The sequence below is a fragment of the Ligilactobacillus apodemi DSM 16634 = JCM 16172 genome, assembly GCF_001434405.1.
In the GTDB taxonomy this organism is placed as follows: Bacteria; Bacillota; Bacilli; order Lactobacillales; family Lactobacillaceae; genus Ligilactobacillus; species Ligilactobacillus apodemi.
This window is the reverse complement of the sequence record NZ_AZFT01000033.1, coordinates 1-24414: the sequence shown is the minus strand read 5'-3', so window position 1 is coordinate 24414 and position 24414 is coordinate 1. Positions and strand designations below refer to the sequence as shown.

Genomic DNA, 24414 nt, shown 5'->3' with positions numbered 1-24414 from the left:
ATAAGAGACCCTGCACATTTGCTTATCGAAACTTTGTTCAGTTTTCAAAGATCTACATTGCTTAATTTTTATACGTTTAATTGAATAAAAATTAATTTAACTTATTGTCGTGATGACTTAATCATTATAACAAACAACCAAATCTAATGTCAACCATAAATTTTAAATTATTTTTGATCAACTATCTAAGCACTTGATTCAGTGCCTTAACGACAAGAAATACTATACTCATTTTTTCAAGAAACGTCAACCCTATCTTAAAAAAATTTATGCATAATATTCCATTTTATTTGAGTAATATCCGAACTAAATCTAAATAAAAATATAATTGTTCGCTTTTAACTAGCAAAGATTTAAAAACACCAAAAAGAAAAGCTTTACATGAAGTAAAAAACTTGACATTCACTATTTTTCAAAAAATTTTCTCAAGCACAAAAAAACTTTCTTTAACTTCACGCTAAAGAAAGTTTTTTAACTTTTATTTAGTTACACGTCCTAAGAAATAACGCTTTTTACCCCGACGAGCAATTACAAATTTACCATCGAAGTTTGTAGCAGGATCGATCATTGCTTCTAAATCTTGCACCCGTTCACCGTTAATATAGATTGCACCATTGGTAACATCTTCTCTGGCTTGACGTTTGGATTTTTCAATACCTGTATTTACCAACCACTCTACAATATTTTCTGGCTCACTACTGATTTCAACGGTTGGCATGTTTTTAAAGCCTTGTTCGATCTCAGCGGCAGTTAAGGTCGTTACTTCACCTGAGAAAAGAGCCTTGGAGATATTTTCAGCTTGAACAACTGCTTCATCCCCATGAACAAAAGCAGTAACTTCACGTGCCAAACGGCGTTGAGCTTCACGACGTTCTGGATGTTCTTCAAGTTTTTTAGCTAAGTCAGTGATTTCTGCTTCATCCAAGAAAGTAAAGTATTTCAAATATTTAATAACATCGCGGTCATCTTGGTTCAGCCAAAATTGGTAAAATTCGTATGGCGTTGTTTTTTCTGGATCAAGCCAAACTGCACCACCAGCGGTTTTACCAAATTTAGTTCCATCAGCTTTTAACATCAATGGAATCGTTAAAGCATACGCTTGAGTGTCAGAGCCTTCCATTTTATGGATCAAATCGATCCCAGCAGTAATGTTGCCCCATTGATCAGCCCCACCGATCTGCAATTGCACATCATTTTCTTTTAATAAATGATGAAAATCGATCGATTGCAAGATTTGGTAGGTAAATTCGGTATAAGAGATCCCTACTTCTAAACGACTTGCCACCACTTCTTTATTCAACATGGTGTTTAAGTTAAATAATTTACCATAGTCGCGCAAAAAGCTTAACAAGCTGATATTTTTTAACCAGTCATAGTTATTAACGATCGTAATGTTATCTTTTCCAAAAAGCTTTTTCATTTGTGCTGTCAAAGCAACTTCGTTATGGTGAACTTGTTCCATTGTTTGTAATTTACGTTCTGAATTTTTACCAGATGGATCACCGATCGAACCAGTACCACCACCGATCACAATATGTGCGCGATGTCCTGCCATTTGGAAACGTTTGAGCATCATGAAAGGAATCAAGTGGCCAATGTGTAAGCTATCTCCCGTAGGATCGACCCCACAATATACTCCCACCGATTTTTCGGCTAATAATTTTTCCAAACCAGCTTCATCAGAAACTTGGTTCACAGCACCACGCCATTTTAATTCTTCTAAAATGTTTTCCATAATATCCTCCTTTTATAAAAAAAAGTCCCTGATGAAAAAACATCAGGGACGAATTGATTCCGCGTTACCACCCAGATTGCTACCCTAAAAGTGAGTAGCCACCTTCGTCATCGATATCGGAATGACCCGTTTTTTGCTCCATAGTGTACTTCATAACATGTATTTATGCTACCTCCCAGCACTAGTAGCTCTCTAAAAAAGGGATACATCTTACTACTATCTATTTCATCACAAGTTAAATTAATATCAAGCTAGATTATAACATAAACATTTTATGAATAACTAGTCCTTTTGTTGATTCTGCTGTTTTTGCTGACAATTTGGACAAATTCCATGAACATCATAATAACTACTGATCACTTGATAACCACTTTCTTTGGCTGCTAACTCTTCTAATTTCAAATAACAATCATCGTAAATATCATCAATGCGACCACAGTTCAAACAAATCATATGATAATGAGGTTCTTCAAAATAATCATACCGGACATGTCCGGCACTATCGATCGTCACTTCAGTCACTAACTCAGCAGCACTCAATAGTTCTAAAGTATTATAAACCGTTGCTAAACTTACTTTATAATCTTCTTTTAAAAGGTATTGATGGATCATGTTGATCGATGGATGTTCGCTTGAACTCATCAAATAAGCTAATATTCCCTGTCGTTGCGGTGTTGCTTTGATATTATGCTGTTTTAATTTTTGCGCCGCAGCTACCAAAACTGCTTGATCCTTCATTGCCTTCATCCCTTCCATGTGTTCCAGCAGCAATTTTAAATTCAATTAGATGATACTTCAAATCTTCAAAAATTAAAAGTCTGAGCCTTAACAATAAAAGTTTTTAAATAAACTAAGGGCGGTCCCGTGAACAATTTATCTAATTGTCCTATATATAAAAGATTTATCTCGATCAGTAGTAAACAAAGCATAAAACCTAAAATGAGATACTCACTCACAGTACCCGTGCGATAATATAACAGCCGCTTACGCGAACTCCGCTTAACTTTAGAAAAAGGCCAAAACCACCGAATACTATTTTTAGAAAAGCTATCTTCACATAGATGCAACAAATAGCCACATAAAAGCCAAAAAGGGACAAATTCAGCCTTCTGCGATAAATAAGTGTGCGCTAAAAAGAGCGCTAAAAGATAGATCCCTAACGCAACGATAAGTGAGTGCGTTGCTCCACGGTGCCCCAAGGTCTTATTAGTAACTTTGCTGACCACTTGATTACGTTTGCCAATAAACGATTTGGGGTGATCAATATCTGGCAAAACACTGCCACAGACTAAGGCTATCGTATTGATCACGGTCACTTGATCAACAGCTGCCATTAAGGGAAGCCCAAGTGCTAATGATGTTGTTATATGTGTTTTGTACTGCATCTTTTTTCCTCAAATCTAACATTTATCTTTCGGTTCGATAGCGTAAAGTACTACGTTCGCCGGTAGCGACCACTTGCAATTGATAAGGTAATTGCGTTTGTAATTCGGTCACATGGCTAATGATCCCCACCATGCGATTTTGTCCTTCGATCGATTGTAAGATCTCCAAAGCAGATTGGAGCGCATTTTGATCAAGTGAACCAAAACCTTCATCCACAAAGAGCGCTTCGATTTGGATCCCACCACTCTTCTTTTGAATGACTTCACCTAAAGCTAAAGCAAGTGCCAAAGCAGCTAAAAAGCTTTCTCCCCCAGATAAGGTATGCACGCTTCGCCGTTTCCCAGCATGCTCATCGTAAATATCTAACTCAAGCCCTGTGCTTGACGCGCCTCGTCCAATTTCTTCATTTAGGCACAATTCATAACGACCATTTGTTAACTGTGTTAAGCGCTCATTGGCAGTCACTAAAACTTCTTGTAAATAGGTTTGCAAAATATAACGTTCAAACCCTAATTTTTGTTCGCCCTTACCTGAGATCGCATCAACTAATTCTTTCAATTGACTCAATTCAGCTAATTTATCTGCTTGAGCCAATAAAATCTTGTGAACTTTTTCATAGACTCCTTGTTTCAAAGTTACCTGTAAAGTTAAGGCACTGATCTTTTCTTGGAGCTGAGTTACTTTTTCTTTAGCTTGAGCTAATTTTTCGCTTGTCTGTTCAAGTTTTGGCATTGGTCGTTGCGCAATTTGAGCCGTTAGCGTCATCGTCTGCCCCTTGACCGTTGCTAGTTCTTGTTGATATTTAGCCACTTTTTCTTCTAAAGTCTCTAGCTCATCGACTTTTGCTAATAATTCTTCTAGTTTTGTTAAAGTTTTATTCGCCAAAGTACAGTTCTCATTAAGTTCTGTTTGTAAAGCTGTACTTGTTTCAAGGAGTGTTTGTTGGCGGTCAGTTAAACTTTTCACTTCTGTCGCTAAGGTCAACTGCGCCTGTTCGGCTGTTTTTAAAGCTGTTTCAAGTTGCTGTGTTTGTTGCTCATAAGCTAGAATGTCTTTTTGCCAAAGCTCAACTTGTTTTTCAGCCGTATTTTGATCAGCATATTCACGTGGCAGTTGTTGTTGTTTTTCAGCACATTTAGTCGTCAACGTTTGTTTTTGCAAACGATACTCTTGTTGCTGTGTCTTAAATGTTTCTACTAGCTCAGTTTGCTGTACTAATTCTTTTTCTAACTCACTTTGTTTTGCCTTTTGTTCAGCTAAGAAAGCTAACTTTTGCACTAAGTTGGCGTGTTTTTGGTCAAGTTCGTGCGCAAATTTCCGTAAAACGGTCACTAGCTCGGCAAGTTCACTTTTAGCGGTCAAATCATCTTTGGCAGTAAGTTCACGCACTTTTTTGCTAAATTCAGTAAATTGTTTTTCATACTCAGTTTGTCGTTCTGCGTAACTAGATGCCAATGCAGCCTTAGTTTGAACTAATTTATTCATCGTAGCACGTGCTTTTTTGACATCTGCTTCACTGATCTGCGTCTCACTATGGATCTCGCCTGGATGAGGATGTTCTAAACTACCACAAACGGGACAAGGCTTCCCCGCTGACAACTGTTGAATGAATTTATTTAAGTAGATCTGCGCTAATTCATTTTCAAGTGCTCGTGCCTTAGTTGTTGCTGTTTCAGCAGCTTTAGTTGCTTTAACAAGTTCTTCATTATCAGTTTTTAATTTAGCTGCTCGTTGTTGTAAGTCACTACTTTTTTGGTCTAACTTGGTAATTTCAACCAACTTAGTAGCCATGCGATATTTTTCTTGCTCTAAGTCAGCTCCATCGTTTAGCGCTAGCTTTATTTGAGCAAGCTGTTCGTTGATCTCAGCGATTTTTGTGTTTGCCGTAGTATATTTTTCTAAAGATTGCTGTTCTTTTTGCTTAGCTTCATTTAGCTGCACGAACAACTCTTTTACTTCTTGATATAATCCTAATTTTGCAGATAGATTCTGCATTTCATAACGTTGTTGTTCGATGTTAGCGGCATTTTCTCGCTGTTTTGCTAAATCAGTCGCTAATTGTTTTGCCCTTTGTTGTTCTAACCGTTGTTGTTCGCTTTTTTCGGGGATCTTTTGGGCCAAAGTTGCCAATTCACGTTGCGTTTTACGAAGCTCATCGACTAAAGGCTGTTGTTTTTGAGCCCATTTTAAACTAACGATTTGAGCTTTTATTTGCTCTTGTTCAGTTTGTTTAGTTTCTAGCGTCATTAGTTGCTCATTTATGGTCGCTAGCTGTGTGATCTTTGTCGCCAATTCTTGTTCAGTTAGCAATTGTTGCTGTAAGTCTTCACTAAGTTGCTTTTTAGTTATTAGTTCTGCTTGCCATTCAGCCAACTGCTCATTTTTAGTGGTTAGCCATTGTTTTAACTCAGTTTGCCACACTGCTGGCGCCTCTGTTTCACTGGCAAAATCCGCTTGCTCCATTAAATTCTTTAATTCTTGTTCTTTAGTTTGATACTTTTCGTTAGCTTGTTTAAATTTAGCTTTTAATAAATCGGTCCACTGTTCAAACAACTCACTCCCAAAAAGATTACGTAAAACAGTTTCTTTTTCCCCACTATCAGCGGCTAAGAAATTGCGAAATTGTCCTTGGGGCAACAAGATCACTTTGGTAAATTGCTCCGCTGTCAAATGCAAAAGTTCGTCAATAAATCGTTTGGCTTCTGGAATCTTTGTAATAGCCTTTTTTTCACCATCTAATTCACGATAAGTCAATTCGACCTTGGCTTTTTTCTCATGTACTTTACCGTTTTTACCAGTGAGAAATTGCTTAGGCCAGCGTTTGATCGTATAGGTTTTATTTTGATGTTCAAATACAAATTCAACGCTTGTTTCATCTTGGGGACTAGCAAAATCTGAACGCAATTGCGCCCCTGAGCGTTTTTTCCCCGACGTTTCATTAAAAAGTGCATAGCACATCCCATCAAAAATCGTTGTTTTACCACTCCCCGTTGGTCCTGTGATCAAGAAAAGTGGGGCCTCAAAAAAGCGAGTGAAATCTACCGTCTCATCTACATACGGGCCAAAATTTTGTAAGCTAATCTTGAGTGGTCTCATTTGGTTCACCTGCTTTCGTTATTTCCAAGAGACTTTCGCGCGCCCATTTTTGCTGTAATTTAGTGGGTTCTTTGCCCGTTACTTGCAAGAAAAAATCATCAAATAATTCAAGGGGCGTTTTTTGTTCCACTTGAATTATCTTTTTAGCATGATTCTTTTTATGCTTACGGCGAACATCCAATAATTGTGGAAAATATTGCCGTAATTTACCAACAACATCTAAAATTGGTTGTTCATCGGTCAATTCAATCGAAATATAGTCATGTTGCCCAACTTTTTGATAGCCTTCAGTCGTCAAATTTTCATACGAATCACACAAGACCTTGACATCATTTAATGGTGTCAACTCGAGCCCTTCACAAGTAAACGGATCAGTGTCAATTAGCCACACTCCTTTTGGGCGCTTTGCCTCAGAGATCGAATATTTTAAAAGTGAACCACTATAACGGACACGTTCAGCTTTCAAAGCATTTCTATCATGCAGATGCCCTAAAGCAACATAATCAAATTTTTCAAACAGCTCAGGCGAAACAGCATCCAGTCCGCCGATCTCTAATTTTGTTTCCGAATCGGTCTTTAAGCTTCCCACCGCAAAAAAATGTGCTACTAAAACGTGTTTTTTGGCCGGATCAAATTTCTTTTCTAACTCAGCTACGATCAACTTCATCGCTTCGTTTAAATTAGTCAGCGTTTCAGTTTCAAAATAATTGCGTGCTGCTTGCATCTCAAAATATGGTAATAAGAAAAACTGCGTATCGGCAAATTCAACTGGTTCAAAAGCTTCAGCTAAACTAGTATGCAAATAAAAGTCGGTCTGTTTAAACCAATCACTCCCCGTAGCCAAGCGCGTAGCCGAGTCATGGTTACCACTTATGACCAATAGGGGCAATTTAGCCTGTAAATTCAATTCTTGTAACATTTCATTCACTAATGCAACCGATGTCTCACTTGGTAACGAGCGATCATAGAGATCTCCAGCAACCACAACCGCATCGACCGCTTTTTCTTTGGCGATCTGTTTGATCTGTTCAAATGCATCTTTTTGTTCTTCCACTAAAGAATAATCATGGAGTTTTTTACCGATATGCCAATCAGCTGTATGTAAAAAACGCATAGACTCACCTCAATTCAAACTCTTGTTCGTTATTATTGTCAATATTATAACATGAAAAAGACTGGGAAACCTAAACTACTATAAGAGTTGGCCAAATCGTTGCCAATTCTTATCAATAATGGTTTCCCAGTCTTAACTTACTTTACTTATCTGCTAGAAACTTTTGCTTAGCCGCAAAATACTCAGCACGTTTTTTCTCCCAATATTTGCGTTCCTTTTCTCCTAAAGTTTTAACAACTTTGGCAGGGTTCCCTACGGCTACGCTATTGGCGGGAATGTCTTTAGTGACTACTGCTCCAGTCCCGATGACCGAGTTTTCCCCAATCGTTACCCCTGGTAAAACACAAACATTGCCACCTAACCAGACATTATCCTTGATCGTGATCGGTAAGCCAAATTCCAATTGATCCTCATTGCGTACTTTACTATCAAGGGGATGACCCGCAGTATAGAGTCCAACACGTGGTCCAAACATTACGTTATCGCCGATTGTGATGCGATTAACATCTAAAAAAATACAGTCAAAGTTAGCATAAAAATTATCACCTACACTCACATGCCGACCATAATCAACATAAACAGGCGGTGTGATATATGGATCTTTGCCTGTTTTGCCAAATAGTTTTTTAACCAATTCTTGAATTTTAGCCTTATCTTCGATTGGTATTTGATTGATCTGTTGGGCAATCATTTTTCCTTGGCGCGCATTATTTTGTGGCAAAATTTCACTTGTTACGTAAAGTTCTCCTGCTAACATTTGTTGATAATCAAAGTCTTCCATCTTCCCCATCCCTTTCTTACATATATTAAGTAGCTTAATACAATTAAAGATGCTAGGAAAAAATCCCTAGCATCTTTAATTAGCGATTAGATACCTTTATTTTTTTCTTTTCGTTGGCATTATTTTTATTATGTATATCGATCAGACCAACACTTACCTTAAGCGCATAGTCGACCGACGCCATTGTTGCATTATCAATATGAGATATCTTGTCGCGCAAACGTTGCTTATCTAGCGTACGTAACTGCTCTAGCAATACGACCGAATCTTTTTCTAAACCTTTTTTCCCTTTAGGGGCAGCTTTTAAAGCTACATGAGTTAACATCTTAGGTTTAGAGATCTTCGACGTAATCGCTGCCACAATCACTGTAGGACTAAATTTATTACCAATATTGTTTTGAATCACTAGAACAGGGCGCATACCACCTTGTTCTGATCCCACTACTGGTGACAAGTCGGCATAAAAGATATCTCCTCTTTTTACCAATTCCTTAACCATAGGATCACTCTCTCTAAAGTATTTGTTAGTCCACCACACCATAATCGGCATCAAAATCACATTTGCCGAAAATACTACAGATCTCCTGATTTAAACCACCCATTTGACTGTATCCCACGATCAATTCATCTAATGATTCATGATACTTTTCAATCCGAGCAGCATATTCAGGATGACTTGCAATTTCACTGACTTCAATTGTGTAAAATTCACAAAATTCCTTGATATTTTGGTATTTCAACACGGTATTTCTCTTCCTCAAATCATCTTCCACCATGACTAATCCTCCGTGACCAATAATATGGAAATCTTATCACAAACATGTCAAAAAGTATACTTCTAGTTTACACCATTATTTTCATAATAGCGTGGTAAACGCTCTGACAAATTGCAGACGATCTCATAATTAATTGTTTTTGCATATTGGGCTGCCATTTGCGCAGTCACTTGTTTAGTACCATCTTGACCGATCAGCGTAACTTTAGTCCCTAACGGTAATTTACGGGGCAAACGAACCATAAATTGATCCATGCAGACTCTGCCGATGATTTCACATAACTCGCCTGCGATCAACACGTGATAGCCTTGCATGCGACGTAACCAGCCATCTGCATAGCCTACTGGCACTGTTCCGACCCATTCAGTCGTTTTTGTGGTATACGTCTTACCATAACCCACGGTATCGCCGGGAACTAATTGCTTAACAAAAACGAGTTCACTTTCAAAACTCAAAGCAGGTTTGATCGTTGTTGGTAACGTTAATTCATCCCCTGAAGGATTTAGCCCATACATCGTGATCCCGTACCGAATAACATTACCGCCACAATCATCATGCCACATGGCAGCAGCTGAATTGGCAACATGAACGTAACGTGGTTTATGACTAACAACTGCCATCAATTCATTAAACTTCGCAAGTTGTTTTTGATAGTGACTTTCATCTTTAGCATCAGCAGTCGCAAAATGCGTAAAAATCCCTTCAAATTCAAATTCCTTAGGATGTTTGGCTAAAAAATCAAGGGCCTGTTTTAGCGTAGCTTGCTTGCAAAAACCGATCCGACCCATGCCAGTGTCAAGCGCTAGATGAACCTTTAATTTTTTCCCCGCTTGTGCTAATAACGGTGCACTAGTTTGTAAAAACTCCAAATCACCTACTGCAGTTGAAAGCTCGTTTTCAGCCATTAAAACAGCATCTTTAGCCGGGGTGACACCTAAGATCAAAATGGTTCCTGCTAAATTTGCTTGCCGCAAAGCTATACCTTCATCAATCAGAGCCACACAAAAACCAGTTGCTCCTGCTTCTTTAGCTGCCTTAGCAACCGGAATGATCCCATGACCATAAGCATTTGCTTTGACCACGGCGAAAAGTTCTTGTTCTTTTCCCATTCGTTTTAATTCAGCGGAAATATTATGCTTGATCGCCCCTAAGTCGACCTTTACTTGCGCATTTCGATGTAAGCCTACCACCATCTCATTCATCTTCTCTCTTTATCGATTTATCTATTTTCACGCTTTTCCAAAACAACCATCGTTGCTACATGGTGATCAGTATGAGTGATCGAAATATGGGCAATGCACTCATCTTTTAGCGGATGTTTCGCGAAATATGGTCTTCCATGTGAGTCATTTAAAATTTCTAATTCTAAAAAACTAACATGCTTGCCGATACCTGTACCTAAAGCTTTACTGTAGGATTCTTTAGCCGAAAAGCGTCCAGCTAAAAATTCACCTTGACGTTTTGGCGCCATTTTCTCAAAAACTGCAATCTCAGCTGGTGTCAGTATCTTATTGACGGTTTTTGGTAACTTGGCTTGCATCGCTTGGACACGTGTAATATTAGCAAGGTCATTTCCAATTCCTACGATCACTTATTTTCACTCCCGCTCTAGTTTTAAAATCACCTATTTTTCCCATAGATAATAATACTTTTTATAGCTAAGCTAATCAAGTATTATCAAAGAAGTAAAAAAGACCTCAGTTTAAAGCTGATCTATCAAGCTGGCATAACAGGCTAACTCAAAAATCACTTCATACTAGGTCTTTTTTCTAGCGATCTTCAATTACGACATAGGTCATATCTAGCGGTCCATGGACCCCAACGATCAAGACCATTTCAATGTCACCGGAGTTAGAAGGTCCCGAAATAAAATTAATGTTAGATGTTTTTAGTTTATCTTGCTTTAGCGCTTCATCATAACGATCAATTGCTTGACGCATCCGCGGTAAGATTTTACTTTGTGGAACTATAGCTAAATAATGCGTCGGCAAAAAATGAAAGCCACGCCCTTGTTCTTTGACCGTGGCCGCGGTGATCGTGCCTGACTCAGCTAATAAATAATCAGCAAAGCCAATCGCCGCGTCACTTTTGTCCGCATTGATCAAATTGTCACGCCCATTTGCTTCATCCCAAAAATATAAGTGCTCAAGTTCTAGCTCATCTTTCCAATCTAAGATCTCAAAATCGGCCCACTTATCGGCAGCAAAACTTGGCAACATTAAGCTTTTTATCTCTTTTTCTTCAATAAATTTCGTTAAATTCGCTGCCAACTGGTCTGCTTTTACCGTTTTAAAATCAACATGGATCAACTCACTATTCTTTTTTGCCAGGTCCAGCAATTCAGCTGGCGTTTTATCCGCTAAGGTCGTTTCTGGTAGATCATTTAAAAGTTTAAGCGGATCATTTTTTAACTCATGGCGAGGACGGTTTGCTTTTTTAGCGATCGCATCTAAAAAATCTTCCCGGTTTTTAGGATCATTTGCCTTTAATACTTCAGCCATTTATTTCACCCCGCTTTTCTTTTTGATGTCGGTCATACCAATGTCGGAAATTTTCTTTTACTTTAGGTGGTTCTGCCAAGTCGCGCACATCGACCCAACCATGGATCAAACTTGGGGCAATTTTTGGCACCTTATCAACCTTGCCTTCAGGATAAAGATTTTCTACACTATTTTCTTTTTTATTGGAAAATGGTTTCAGCGCTAAGTGTTCACCCAATAAAGCACCCTTAAATAAAATTGGCGTCTTTGTTCCTACACTGATCGTCTTAAAAATCACGTTATTCAAACTGTGATCTAGGTGCAACTTATTCATTTCAACTTTACGATGCTCTAAGATCAGCTCGTGTAGCGGGATCTTAACGGGACAAGTTTCACTACATGCACCACATAAGCTACATGCATAAGGTAATTCCCCAAAGTTTTCGTAACCACCATCAAGTACCGGGGATAAAACTTTCCCCATTGGTCCAGGATAAATCGACCCATAACCTTGCCCCCCAATCTGGCGGTAAACAGGACATACATTTAAACACGCGCCACAGCGGATACATTGTAAGATCGGCTCAAAAGCAGTATTTAAAGCATTCGAACGTCCGTTATCAAGAATAACTACGTGAAAATCTTCTGGTCCGTCTAATTCATCAGCCAACTTACCGGCACTAAATGTACAATAACTTGTTAACTTTTGCCCGACAGCACTCCGACATAACAAATTATCTAAAACTTCAGCTTCTTTTAAGCTCGGAACGATCCGCTCCATCCCCATGACTACGATCTGAGTTTTAGGTAAAGCCATCGTTAAGTCTGCGTTACCTTCATTAGTAACTAAATTGATCATCCCATTATCAGCGATTGCAAAATTACAGCCGGTAATTCCTAGATCTGCCTCCATAAAGTATTGTCGTAAATATTTACGCGCAAATCTGCCCATATGTTCGGGATCATTATCGCCAGTATAGCCGATTTTTTGAAAGACTTCGCGCACTTGATCACGATTTTTATGCAAGGTCGGGAAAACAATATGTGTTGGTTCATCCCAATTATCTTCTTGCAAAATAAATTCAGCTAAGTCAGTTTCCATTAACGAAAGCCCTGGAAGTTTCAACAATTCCTTATCAAGATCGATCTCAGTGGTAACCATTGACTTAGATTTGACCACCTTTTTTACCTGCTTTTCTTTAGCAACTTGTTTGATATAGTTAGTCGCATCAACATCCGTTTTTGCAAAGTAAACATGACCCCCATTTTTTTCGATATTTGCACTAAATTCTTCTAAATAGTCGGGTAAATATTTGATTACATGTTGACGAATTTGTTCGCCTAAATCACGCCAACCATTCCAATTGCCTAACTCTTCACGGGCACGTGTTCGTTTTTCAAACTGAGCATCTTGGGCTTTGCCAACCGCAGCTTGCATAAACTTATCTTGTTTTGCTTTTTTTACACGTTCGTCAAACGTAAGATTACTTGTCTTTAGCCCCATTTAAAACACCCCGCTTCCATTGGCTGGTACCATTTGATGGTCAGTATCTTTGACATATTTTACGCGCTTTAGATCAACGTTATGGTTTAAAACTTCGGCAATATGCATGACCTTGATCTTTTCCCCACGCCGATTCATGCGCCCACCAATATTCATCAAGCAAGCTTGGTCAGCCCCGATCAATACTTGCGCCTTGGTAGCCACAATATTATTGACTTTATCATCGACCATTGCTTCTGAGATCTCGGGTTCTTTGGCGGAAAATGTTCCCCCAAAGCCACAACATAACTGTACGTTATTAAGCGGGATCATTTTTAAATCTTTAACATGATCGAGTAAAACAAAAGGTGCCGTCCGTTCCTTTAACAGACGCGTCATATGACACGACCGATGAAATGTTGCGGTCGCATCAAGTTGAGCGCCACAATCTAAAATTCCCAAAACTCGGTAAATAAACTGCGTAAATTCATATGTTTTATCATATAAGATCTGCGCTTTTTGAGCATAAGCGGGATCGTCTTTTAAAATGTCTTTATATTCTTTTAGCATCGCTACACATGAGCCTGAGGGCCCCACGATATAGTCAGCCTCAACACTTAAAAGTGCATCGATCTCGTTGTAAAATGTTTTGATCGTTTCTTTACTATACCCACTATTATAGGTCGGTTGCCCACAACAAACCTGTCCTTTCGGAAAGACCGTTTCACAACCAAAACGTTCTAAAACTTCGACCATCGCTTTTCCGACATTCGGGAATAGTAAATCAACGATACATGTTGAAAAAATGCAAACTTTCATTTGTAGGTGCATTAAAAATGCACTCCCACCTCCTTGTTAAAAGGCCTATGCAGTATTTTATCTAAATCAAAAAATCCCAATAAACTCTTGTTACAAGATAATTATACTCCAAATCCAATAAAACGTTTGCATAATTTGCTTTTTATTATTGAATAAATTCGCAAAAAAAGTGCTTTAATACAAAAAACTTCAATGACTAGCACTAGGCTGATCATTGAAGTTAAAATAGATTAATTTTTTTAGTGATATAGATCAAAACGACCTTTGGCCATCAATTCTTTCATGCCACCGATCTCATACAATGACTTGTTCATGATCATCTTTTTCACAACGGAAGCTGGATAGCCCTTCAATTCTAAGTTTCCCACGACCCCAAAGCCATGAGTATTACCTACAGAAGCAACTGTCCCCTTACTCTTATAGACAAACGGATCTTTCACATGACCTTGACCGTTTAACCTGGATTCAAGATCTTTAGCAGCATAATTTGCCATAACTGTTGCGATCTGAGCAGTCGTAGGATAAGGACGACCACTTTCTTTATCCATCACGGCTGCCACATCACCTAAAATATAAAGGTCATCATCGTTAGGGTCCGTTAAGTTGTCGGTCACTACTACCCGTCCCCGACGTTCTTGCAGATCAGAAGCAGCCACGACTGGACTACCTGAAACCCCTGTAGTCCAAATGATCGTCTTAGCTTCAAGTTCATGACTTTGATCATCTTTTTCGTAAATAACAGCTTCGGGTGTAACTTCACTGATTTTTGCACCACAAAGTAATTCTACACCTAGGCTTTCAACCAATTTGACCCCGTAATCGGCCAATTTTTCACTAAACATTGGTAAGAGTCGGGTAGCTGCTTCAACTACTGTGATCTTAACTTCATCTTCTGATACTCCGGCAGCTTTAGCGTACTCTGGACGCCCTTCAGCTAATGCGCCTGCCAATTCGATTCCGGTAAAGCCGGCACCACAAATGACTAAGCGTAAATAACGTTTATCTTTTGTTTCTTGGTATTTTTTCATGCAAGCCATGATATGATCATAGATCGCAAGTGATTGCTTGATATTAGTCATCTCTAGTGCATTTTCTCTCGCACCTTTGATCCCAAAAGTTTCTGAGACAAACCCAAGGGCTAAGACACAGTAGTCATAGTCAAGTGTTTCATGTTGTTTTAACTGAACTTGTTTTTTAGGTGCATCAAGCTTCACTACTTCATCTTGGATAAAAGTCGTTACTTCCGGATCAACAATATCTGCGATCGGATAAGTGATTTTCAAAGCTGGTTGCGTTCCAGAAGCAACTTCATGCAATTCTGTTGTTTCATAGTGATAATCGTCTTTATCAACTAAAATGATCTGCGCTTTGCCTTTCACCTTTTTTTGTAACTTGTGTGCTGTTTGCAAGCCTGCATAACCGGCCCCTAAAATAACAATTTTTTTCATAAATGATTACTCCTTAAAATACTAAATTAATAATGATCCCCAGTAGGTACAAACTAAATTGAAGAAATGCACCTACGGCTAAGGTCTTGACAGCTGTGATAAATGTTTCTTTTTTCACTTGCTTGTGCCACAGTAATTTATTTTGGTGGTAAAAGAATGGTACTGCCAACAAGATAAACCACAGACTTACAGGTGCTAAGCCTAAAAGTGGACTAAGACACACTATCACAAGTGCCAAAATATTTTTTAACGTATAGATCCATAAAGCTTTCTTCTTGCCTAAGTAATGCACGATCGTAAAGCGCCCGTTTCGCTCATCTTCTTCCACATCACACAGATTGTTAGCCAACATTAAATTTGAGATCCACAACGCATTTGGTAATGCGATAATGGCAATGCTACCCAACATTGGTAGATCGAAGCTAAAAAATTGATAAGTGTTCAGATAAACACTGATCAACGTGATCATGATCCCCATTGTAAAGCCCGAGAAAAATTCTCCCACTGGCAAGCTAGACAGCGGTCTTGGCCCAGCAGAATATAAGATCCCAACTAAAAAACAAAAGACCCCCATTAATAATAACGGCCAACCACTGCGAATGACTAATATAATGCCTAGCACAGTGGCAATTGCTGCCATTACTATTAAAATTTGTAAAACTTTACGGGGTGAAAGTCCCTCTCTGCCAATGATATTGGTATTTTTTTTGTAGTCTTTTTCATCCAATGCATTGTGGTAATCATTATAATTATCCCACGCATCGACCGCCATGTTAAATAAAAACATTGCGATAAAAAAGAGTAGCGAATTTTCCCAATTGATAGAGTGGTAGTAATAATAGCTAAAACACACCCCGATCAAAAACGGAAATACACTAGCCGTTTTGGCTTTGATTTCTACAAGTTCAAGGAAAACCTTGAGTGTCATACAAATTACCTCGCTTTGTACTGGTTTAGTCTTCTCTATATAGTGTACAATAAAACTAGATAAATATTGCGGAAGGAACTTAAAGAATGAAATTAAATTTTTGGCAACAATATCCATTAGTCAAAGATGATCTACAGCGCGTTAACGCTTTGATCAATGAAAAAATAAACGTCGCAGATCCCGAATTAAGCAAAGCACTCCAAAAGATGGCCAATAACGGGGGTAAATATCTACGCCCGGCCCTTTTATTGCTTTTTGCTAAAAATTCAGCAACAGCTAAGACTAATGAACACCTGATCAAATTAGCTGCTTCGATCGAAGTTTTACACACGGCAACTTTGATCCATGATGATATCATTGATGACTCACCAAAGCGCCGTGGTCTTGTCAGCATCCAATCTTCATTTGGAAAAGACATTGCCGTTTATGCAGGTGACCTTTTATTTACGGTCTTTTTTAGCTTGATTGCAGAAGTTTTATATACTTCACCTTATCTACAAGTCAATGCCCAAATCATGCATAAGATCTTAAATGGCGAGATCGGCCAAATGAATGCCCGCTTTGATATGGACCAAAGTTTTTTAACTTATTTGCGTAATATCAACGGCAAAACAGCTGCAATCTTTAGCTTAGCTTGCCAAGAAGGTGCCTTTTTTGGTGGTGCTTCGCGCCGGGAAGTTGCTTTAGCTAAACGTATCGGTCAAAATATCGGGTTGAGCTTTCAAATGCTTGACGACATTTTAGACTACTCAGACGGAAAAACTTTAAACAAGCCTGTGATGGAAGATCTTGCAACCGGTGTCTATTCACTCCCACTACTAATGGTCTTACAAGATCATCGGGCTGAACTATTGCCATACCTAAGCAAAAAACAAGCAATGACAAAAGCTGACATGGAAAAAGTCAAACAAATCGTCATCGCTCGCGGTGGTGTCACCAAAGCAAAGGCGCTGGCTGAAAAATTTATTGCCAAAGCTTTGACCCAAATCAAAGCTCTCCCAGCTTCGACCCAACGTGATCTCTTAGAAAAAATCAGTGTGCGCCTGCTCAAACAGACAAAGTGATCAATAACCTTCGTCAATTTGTTTCAATTTTTGATAGCGCTTATTTTGACTAAGTTTAGCGGGACTACCTTGAAGGACGATCTCACCATCTTCGATAAAGATGATCTTATCCATTTGATCGACCCCTTGTAAATGGTGAGTGATCCAAATCAAAGTTTTATCTTGCAAAACTTCCATAAAAGTCTTTACAAGTGCCCTTTCAGTGATCGGATCAAGTCCAACTGTGGGTTCATCTAAAATAATGATCGGTGCATCTTTTAATAAGATGCGCGCCAACGCTAATCGGTGACGTTCACCGCCAGAAAATCTCAGACCTGCCTCATCGACCATTGTTTCGAGTCCTTGAGGCAGTTTTTTGATGAGTTTTTCTAACCCAACACGTTTTAATACATCCCAAACTTCTTGGTCACTAGCAGCTTCATTTCCTAGCCGCACATTGTTAACGATCGTGGTATTGAATAAATACGGTGTTTGATGAATGACCCCAATGTATTTAGCAATTTCATCGCCAAATTCGGTTACATCGATTCCATTTAAAGTGATCTGCCCTTTTGTAGGTACTAGATCACCGCGAATAAGACTCGCTAAGGTGCTTTTACCTGAACCACTACGCCCTAAGATCGCTAACTTTTCTTTCGGTGTAAGCGTCAAGTTGATCCCTTGTAAAATATCACGATGTCCATCGGAATATGCAAAAGTTACCCCGGAAATTTTTAACGTCAAAGGCTCAGTTATAACCTGAGAAATTTTTTGACTTTCCTTTGGTTGAGGTAACTTGTTCAAACGCTCGATCGAATCAAGATAAACGTTTGTTTCTTGGGCAGCATTGGATAGGGGCATGAAGGCATCAGCCATCGGAAAGACACATAATACAAAAGCTGCGATCCAGTTGCTAGCCTCGCTCTGAGACCCACCAAAGCGATTCGTTGCCCAAACAAGAACACTTAAAATAATCGCCAAAAAGATAAGTTGGCCGACTAGATCACGTTTTCGCTCAAATTTACGCATTTTTGCTTGTGCGTCTAAGAGTTTGGCTTCATTTTCTTCATGCCGTTTAATATAGTCACCAGTTCGTTCTGAGAAGATCCAATCTGCCACGCCTAAAACATTGTCGGTCAAATCTAAGTAAAGGGAGTTCTTGACTTTCTTTTCATACTCTTGGCGTGCTCCATTAACAAGCACTGACCATAAGGGGAGCGCCACAACTAAAAGTCCATATAAAACTAGCATCCACAAAGCAAACAACGGCGAGATGATCCCTAAACCTAAACTAATAAAAACATAGAGACCACAAACCGTAAAGAAAGGAAATAGTGTCCGCAAATACAAATTTTGGATGTGAGCTACGTCTTCAGAAAGTAACCCTAAAATATCACCTAACCGATATTTGTTATTGAAAAAGACCGCATCTTGTTCAAGCGAGTCATACATCTTCTTACGAAACTCTGACGTCATCTTAAAAACCCAATTATGGCTCGTCAAACGTTCTAAGTAGTGTAAGAGTGGCCGAAAGATCCCAAACGCACGGGTCAAAACGATCGGCACATAAACTAGCAAAATATTTTCTGGTGGCGTCGCAGATTTAGTGATCAAATACCCACTGATAAACATCAAACCACTTGCACAAATAAAGGTTAAAATCCCTAAAAAGATGGCTAACCAAAGTGTTTTTTTGTAATGTCTCAAGAATGGTTTGACCCATGAGTCACGTTGAAGTGCTTTAAAAAAAGTCAATTTATTCAGCATCTTTGGTTCCCCTCATTTCTTTTAGTAATTTACAGAAATAACCATTTTTGGCAAGTAATTCTGCATAAGTTCCTTGTTCAACTAACCGCCCCTCATCCATAACTAAAATATGATCCATTTGATGCATCCAGTGCAAACGATGGGTCGCAAAAAAGACAAGTTTATTTTCCATTAATGGCATCATTTTTTCTTTTAGTTCTAATTCGGTTTCAATATCTAAGTGAGCTGTCGGTTCGTCAAAGATCATAATTTTACGTTTTTGATCCAAAAAGGCCCGAGCTAACGCAATTCGTTGCGCCTGCCCACCTGATAAAGCACGTTTTCCACTACCGATCTGAGTTTCTAAACCATCTGGTAGTTCAGCTACTAATTTTTCCAAGCCTACAACTTTGATTGCTTGCCAGATTTTTTCATCGGAAACATCTGGGGTATAAAAAGCAATGTTGTTTCGCAATGTATCAGAAAAAACATACGGTGTCTGCGGAATATAAAGCACTTGTTTGCGCCAAGCTGCTGCATTTAAATCGGCTAATTCATGGCCTTGAACCTTAAAAGTACCTGAATTAGGCGTGAAAAAGCCACTGATCAAATTGATCAACGTTGTCTTCCCTGAACCGCTCATCCCAATGATCCCTACTTTTTGATAACCCGAAGCCGCAAAACTGAGCGGTGCTAATTTATTTTGTTCATCATAAGCAAAGGAAACATCATTTAATTGGAATTGATCTTTATTTTGCCATAATGTAAGCTCGACTTCTTCTTTCTTAGGAGCAGGTGAATGGATCAATTCTGCAATTGCATGGAAAGAATTTTTTCCATTTAAAGTCGCATGATAGTCGTTAGCAAAGTTCCGGATCGGCAAGAAATACTCAGGTGCTAAAATCAAGATCGATAAAGCATAAAAAAGTGCCATCTCTTGATCGATTAAGCGCAAGCCTAAGAAGACCGCTAACACTGCGATCGAAAGCGTCGTGAAAAAATCTAGCGCAAACGTTGATAACATTGCCACCCGTAAGGTTTGCATCGTTGACTTCCGGAAATTTTCACTTGAACGGTAAACACTTCTAGAATAACGCCGACTCAACCCAAAATATTTTAAGGTATCGATTCCACGTAATGAGTCAATAAAGTGGTTTGACAGCCGTTGGAAAGTCGTAAATTGTTGATCAGCCTTAGCTTTAGCTGCAAAACCTAAAATGATCATAAATAACACGATCAACGGATAGACGAGCAACATAATGATCCCTGAAGTCAGATCCATCCAAAAAGCAACAATTAAGATCAACACTGGAATGAGCAGCATCCCGATCATTTTACTTAGAAGTAATTTGATGTAATTTTCAACTTGAAAGATCCCATCTAACGTTAAAGTTACTAAATTACCCGTTCCTTGTTGCTGAACGACTTCTGGCCCCAATACAAATAATTTTTCTAACAATTTTTTCCGCATATCTTTTGCACTTTTGCGCGCATAATCATCTAATATTTTAGAATTCAACAGATCGATCCCTTGCCTAAAAAGAAAGCATAGGCTAAAGCCGACAATATTTACCACTTGGCTAGACAAAGATTTCCCTAACCACAAATTAGTTAAGGTCGCACTCAAAAACAATGCCTGCCCGATGATAAGTAAAGCTTGCAGAAATGTTAATCCTGCAAGCTTTACCATGATCTGTTTAATTCCTGCTAATTTAAAAAGCAGTTTATCGACCATTATTTAACGACCTCCGAAGTTTGAACCGCTGGAAGTGCGATCCGTTTTCTAAAGATCCAGTATGCCCAAATAGTATATGCTAATACAAATGGTAGCAAGCAGACCGTAGCGATCGTCATAACAGTCAACGTATATGAAGTTGATGAAGCACTATTGATCAAGAGGTCAAATTTGTCACTAATGCTTGAGATCATTACGCGTGGGAACATTCCCACAAAAATCATCGCAACTAAGGAAACAAACGTTAGACCACTTGAGATAAAAGCAACCATTTCATTTCCTTTAAAGGTTGCTACATGTCCTAAGACACTAAATAAAACGATCAAAACAACGGTTACTAAAGTTCCGATCGGGCGAACTTGGAAGAAATCAGTCTTAAAGAATAGTAAGATTGCAAAAACAACCAAGCCGACATATAAGATCCAGTAAAGAAATTCTGCGTAGTTACGTGCCCGTTCCCGAATATCACCTAAAGTCTTAAGCGCAATATAATTTAAGCCATGTAAGTAGGATAATAAGACAACTGCTACCCCACCAACGATCGACATTAAGTTAAAGTAATCAAAGAAACCAGCACTCATATTACCTTTAGCGTCAATCGGCATCCCTTGGATCATCGAAACAAACATTACTCCTAAAAAGAAAGGTACGATCAAGCTACCAAGCGCTAAAGCCCAACTCCAAAGTGGTTGTTTTTCAGGAGCACTTGCAACGCGAAATTCAAATGAAACACCACGGATGATCAAACCAAATAAAATCATTAGTAAGATCAAGTAGTAGCCACTAAACAAAGTTGCATACCAGTATGGGAATGAAGCAAACATCGCCCCACCAGCTGTGATCAACCAAACTTCATTGCCGTCCCAAACAGGTCCAATTGTTTCGATAATTTGTGTGCGTTCTTCTTCATTATGAGCTAAGGAACGCGTCGCCATCCCGACCCCGAAATCAAATCCATCAAGGAAGAAAAAGCCTGCAAATAAAACGCCGATCAAAATAAACCATAAAACTTGCAAGAAACTCATTTAAAACGCCCCCTTATCAAATGGATCGAGGATCTTTTGTGCATAATCATGTTCTTGAACTTGGGTCGGGTCATTTTTAAGTTGCCGTTTTACCAAGCCAATCATAACAATTGCTAAGACCGTAAAGACAGTAAAGTAAACAATGTTAGAAACTAATAATGATGTTGCCGAAACGTTTGGTGAAATACTTTGTTGGATCGTAAATAAACCGTAAACAGTCCATGGATAACGTCCAAATTCAGTGATAAACCAACCAGCGGTATTAGCGAGAAATGGTGTGAAAGTTGTAAGCGCTAAGACCCAAAGCATCCAACGTTTTTGATACAATGTTTCTTTCTTCTTACGCGTTAACCACAAGCCGATGATGGAAACTAAAATGATCCAAGCACCAAAACCAGCCATCACACGGAAACTCCAGAAAAGTGTATTTACTGGTGGAATATAATCCATTTCTACACCATTGATCGTAGTTCCGTATTTTTCTTTCATTTGTTGGTTAAGCTCATCCATCCCTGTTACAGCCCCAGTAGTCTTACCGTAAGATAACACACTGAGCATGACTGGAATATCAATGTTGTATTTTACTTCATGTTTTTTAGTATCAGCGATCCCAACTAATGTCCATGGTGCTTGATCACCAGTTGTTTTATATACTGCTTCAGTTGCAGCAAATTTCATTGGTTGTTCTTCGATCAAGTACTTCATTTGAAGATCCCCAACTAAAATCGTTAACGCTGAAAAAAGCGTTGCCATTACTAAACCTAAACGCATTGATTTCTTATAAAGACCCTTTGCTTCCGCAGAAGTATCTTTCTTTAACATTTGGAAGGCAGTCAAACCAGCAAGGATGACCCCACCCATTGTCAAAGCTGCAAAAATAACGTGCCCATATTCAAACCAAAGTTGTGGGTTTTGAAGTAAGGCAAAGAAATCAACCATTTCAGCACGCCCATTACGAATGGCGTAACCAACAGGATGTTGCATAAATGAGTTAGCTGTTAAGATCCACAAGGCTGAAGTCAAAGTCCCAATACATGTCATCCAGATAAAGAATAAGTGCATCCCTTTTTTAACTCGATCCCAAGTAAATACCCAAAGACCGATAAACGTAGATTCAATGAAAAATGACAATAAAGCTTCAAGCGCTAATGGAGCCCCAAAAATATCACCCATAAAACGTGAGTAATCAGACCAGTTCATCCCAAATTGGAACTCTTGGATCAAACCGGTCACGACCCCAACTGCAAAACTTAATAAGAAAATATTCCCCCAAAATTTTGCTAATTTTTTATAGGCATCATTTTTAGTGCGAACATAGAGCGTTTCTAAAATTGCAACCACAAACGCAGTCCCAATGGAAAATGGTACAAAGAAAAAGTGGAACACCGTTGTCATTGCAAACTGAAAACGAGCTAAAGTTACAATATCCATTTTTATCCCTCCATTCTTAAAATGTCTTAAAGTGATTTCCATACACTACTAAGTTTACTCCCGAAGCTAAGCGGTTTCAATTATTTAACTTTTTAAATACTGAATATTTTGTTTTTTTTTGTATTTTTCAATCAAAAAGCAAAGTTTTATCCTTGCTTATTGGATAAAACTTTGCTTAATGATTAGTTATTTAACCACATTAAAATTTCTTAGACTTGCCTTTCGTTGCTTCTGTCAAGCCAAAGAGTCCTAATAGCGCTCCAACCAGACCTAATAACGTTAAACTTGCTGAATTTTTCTCACCAGTTTGTGGCAATTCAGTTGAAGTTTTAGTAGCTTTTGTTAAAGCTTGCTTCGTACTTTGAGAACGCATTTTAGCCAAAGCCACTTGCTTGTGGTTGTTAGCCACATGTTTAGCACCTTTTTCAGGCTCACGCTCCAAAGAACTATCATTTTGGCCAGTTTGTTTGAATGAAAGTTCTTTTTGGTTCCCCTTCAAAACTACTTGAGTCTGATTATTTACCACATTCTTAGTAGCTTTTTCATGTTTTTGCTTTAAATTAGTACCTTGATCATTGTTGTTATTTGAATGATCCTTTTGATTAGCATTCAAAGCTGCAGCATGCATTTTAGTATTTTTCTTTGTGCCACCGTCAACCGTAACAGTTACTGGTAACTCATCTTTCGAGCCATCTGGATACGTTACTTCCAGTGTGCCGGTTTGCATACCTGCTTTACTTGTATCCACTGGTGTCTTCCATGCTACTTTTGTGCCTTGTGGCAAGGCTACATTTGGATCTAGCACTGACTCTGGCGTTAATTTACTGTTCAAAGCGGCATGAACATTTGCTTTAACTTTTGGTGTTACGGCGTCGGCATCTGTCCCTACTTTAACTTGCACTGGCAGGTCATCCTTGGAGCCATCTGGATACGTCACTTCTAATGTGCCGGTTTGCATACCTGCTTTGCTTGTATCCACGGGAACTTTCCATGTTACCTTTGTTCCTTGCGGGAAAGCTACACTTGAATCGAGCACTGACTCTGGTGCTAATTTGCTGTTCAAAGCGGCGTGAACATTTGCTTTTGCCTTTGGCGTTACCACATCGGCATCATTACCTACTTTAACTTTGACTGGCAACTCATCCTTGGAACCATCTGGATATGTTACTTCTAACGTACCTGTTTGTCTACCAACCTTTGTAGTATCCACTGGAACTTTCCACGCTACCTTTGTGCCTTGTGGCAAAGCTACACTTGGATCGAGCACTGACTCTGGCGTTAATTTGCTGTTCAAAGCGGCGTGAACGTTAGCTTTTGCCTTTAGTGTTACCGCATCGGCATCATTACCTACTTTAACTTGCACTGGTAAGTCATCTTTCGAGCCATCT

The 24414-nt window shown here is 38.9% G+C and carries 21 protein-coding genes and 1 other annotated feature; of the genes, 1 reads left to right on the top strand and 20 read right to left on the bottom strand.

Going from position 1 to position 24414, the window contains the following annotated elements:
- Positions 1–478: 478 nt before the first annotated feature.
- The 15 genes from tyrS to FC32_RS03010 all read right to left on the bottom strand — a co-directional run bounded on the left by tyrS (position 479) and on the right by FC32_RS03010 (position 16046).
- Positions 479–1735, bottom strand: a complete 1257-nt coding sequence (gene tyrS / locus FC32_RS03080; RefSeq protein WP_025087979.1) for a tyrosine--tRNA ligase — start codon at positions 1733–1735, stop codon at positions 479–481.
- Between the two features lie 41 nt (positions 1736–1776).
- Positions 1777–1973 (bottom strand) — a binding site (T-box leader).
- A gap of 44 nt (positions 1974–2017) precedes the next feature.
- Positions 2018–2473 (bottom strand): Fur family transcriptional regulator, encoded by a 456-nt coding sequence (locus FC32_RS03075; RefSeq protein ID WP_025087978.1) that lies wholly within the window; start codon positions 2471–2473, stop codon positions 2018–2020.
- Positions 2474–2538: 65 nt separating this feature from the next.
- Positions 2539–3120, bottom strand: a complete 582-nt coding sequence (locus tag FC32_RS03070; RefSeq protein WP_025087977.1) for a metal-dependent hydrolase — start codon at positions 3118–3120, stop codon at positions 2539–2541.
- A 22-nt stretch (positions 3121–3142) separates the two neighbouring features.
- Positions 3143–6217 (bottom strand): SbcC/MukB-like Walker B domain-containing protein, encoded by a 3075-nt coding sequence (locus tag FC32_RS03065; protein WP_025087976.1) that lies wholly within the window; start codon positions 6215–6217, stop codon positions 3143–3145.
- Positions 6198–7331: an exonuclease SbcCD subunit D gene (locus tag FC32_RS03060; RefSeq protein WP_025087975.1), complete on the bottom strand. Its 1134-nt coding sequence runs from the start codon at positions 7329–7331 to the stop codon at positions 6198–6200. Before FC32_RS03060 ends, FC32_RS03065 begins: the two co-directional genes overlap by 20 nt.
- Before the next feature lie 142 nt (positions 7332–7473).
- Positions 7474–8112 (bottom strand): sugar O-acetyltransferase, encoded by a 639-nt coding sequence (locus FC32_RS03055; protein WP_025087974.1) that lies wholly within the window; start codon positions 8110–8112, stop codon positions 7474–7476.
- A 79-nt stretch (positions 8113–8191) separates the two neighbouring features.
- On the bottom strand, positions 8192–8611 hold the full coding sequence (locus tag FC32_RS03050) for a type II toxin-antitoxin system PemK/MazF family toxin (protein WP_025087973.1): 420 nt from the start codon (positions 8609–8611) through the stop codon (positions 8192–8194).
- Between the two features lie 25 nt (positions 8612–8636).
- The gene (locus FC32_RS03045; protein WP_025087972.1) at positions 8637–8888 is read right to left on the bottom strand and encodes a hypothetical protein; all 252 of its coding nucleotides are present in this window, start codon (positions 8886–8888) and stop codon (positions 8637–8639) included.
- Between the two features lie 62 nt (positions 8889–8950).
- A complete protein-coding gene (gene alr, locus FC32_RS03040; protein WP_025087971.1) occupies positions 8951–10081 on the bottom strand; it encodes an alanine racemase in 1131 nt (376 codons plus the stop codon).
- Between the two features lie 26 nt (positions 10082–10107).
- A complete protein-coding gene (gene acpS, locus FC32_RS03035; RefSeq protein WP_025087970.1) occupies positions 10108–10479 on the bottom strand; it encodes a holo-ACP synthase in 372 nt (123 codons plus the stop codon).
- Positions 10480–10657: 178 nt separating this feature from the next.
- Positions 10658–11389: a LutC/YkgG family protein gene (locus FC32_RS03030; RefSeq protein ID WP_025087969.1), complete on the bottom strand. Its 732-nt coding sequence runs from the start codon at positions 11387–11389 to the stop codon at positions 10658–10660.
- Complete coding sequence (locus FC32_RS03025; protein WP_025087968.1) at positions 11382–12872, bottom strand: LutB/LldF family L-lactate oxidation iron-sulfur protein; 1491 nt, start codon at positions 12870–12872, stop codon at positions 11382–11384. Before FC32_RS03025 ends, FC32_RS03030 begins: the two co-directional genes overlap by 8 nt.
- Positions 12873–13670 (bottom strand): (Fe-S)-binding protein, encoded by a 798-nt coding sequence (locus tag FC32_RS03020; protein ID WP_191976287.1) that lies wholly within the window; start codon positions 13668–13670, stop codon positions 12873–12875.
- 239 nt (positions 13671–13909) lie between these two features.
- Complete coding sequence (locus tag FC32_RS03015) at positions 13910–15118, bottom strand: NAD(P)/FAD-dependent oxidoreductase (protein ID WP_025087966.1); 1209 nt, start codon at positions 15116–15118, stop codon at positions 13910–13912.
- A gap of 13 nt (positions 15119–15131) precedes the next feature.
- On the bottom strand, positions 15132–16046 hold the full coding sequence (locus FC32_RS03010; RefSeq protein WP_025087965.1) for a prenyltransferase: 915 nt from the start codon (positions 16044–16046) through the stop codon (positions 15132–15134).
- An 86-nt stretch (positions 16047–16132) separates the two neighbouring features.
- On the opposite strand from FC32_RS03010, the gene FC32_RS03005 reads away from it, so the two are divergent.
- Positions 16133–17110 carry a polyprenyl synthetase family protein gene (locus FC32_RS03005; protein WP_025087964.1) on the top strand — a complete coding sequence of 326 codons (978 nt, stop codon included), beginning with the start codon at positions 16133–16135 and terminating at the stop codon, positions 17108–17110.
- Here FC32_RS03005 and cydC read toward each other — a convergent pair whose 3' ends face one another.
- The 5 genes from cydC to FC32_RS02980 all read right to left on the bottom strand — a co-directional run.
- Positions 17111–18856 (bottom strand): thiol reductant ABC exporter subunit CydC, encoded by a 1746-nt coding sequence (cydC, locus tag FC32_RS03000; RefSeq protein ID WP_056957257.1) that lies wholly within the window; start codon positions 18854–18856, stop codon positions 17111–17113. It abuts the gene before it with no gap.
- The gene (gene cydD / locus FC32_RS02995; protein WP_025087963.1) at positions 18846–20570 is read right to left on the bottom strand and encodes a thiol reductant ABC exporter subunit CydD; all 1725 of its coding nucleotides are present in this window, start codon (positions 20568–20570) and stop codon (positions 18846–18848) included. The genes cydC and cydD overlap by 11 nt, the downstream gene beginning before the upstream one ends.
- A complete protein-coding gene (gene cydB / locus FC32_RS02990) occupies positions 20570–21595 on the bottom strand; it encodes a cytochrome d ubiquinol oxidase subunit II (RefSeq protein ID WP_056957256.1) in 1026 nt (341 codons plus the stop codon). The genes cydD and cydB overlap by 1 nt, the downstream gene beginning before the upstream one ends.
- Positions 21596–23026, bottom strand: coding sequence for a cytochrome ubiquinol oxidase subunit I (locus FC32_RS02985; protein ID WP_025087962.1), 1431 nt, complete (start codon positions 23024–23026; stop codon positions 21596–21598).
- A gap of 199 nt (positions 23027–23225) precedes the next feature.
- The coding region (locus tag FC32_RS02980) for a Rib/alpha-like domain-containing protein (RefSeq protein ID WP_156399000.1) at positions 23226–24414 on the bottom strand (1189 nt) is incomplete at its 5' end.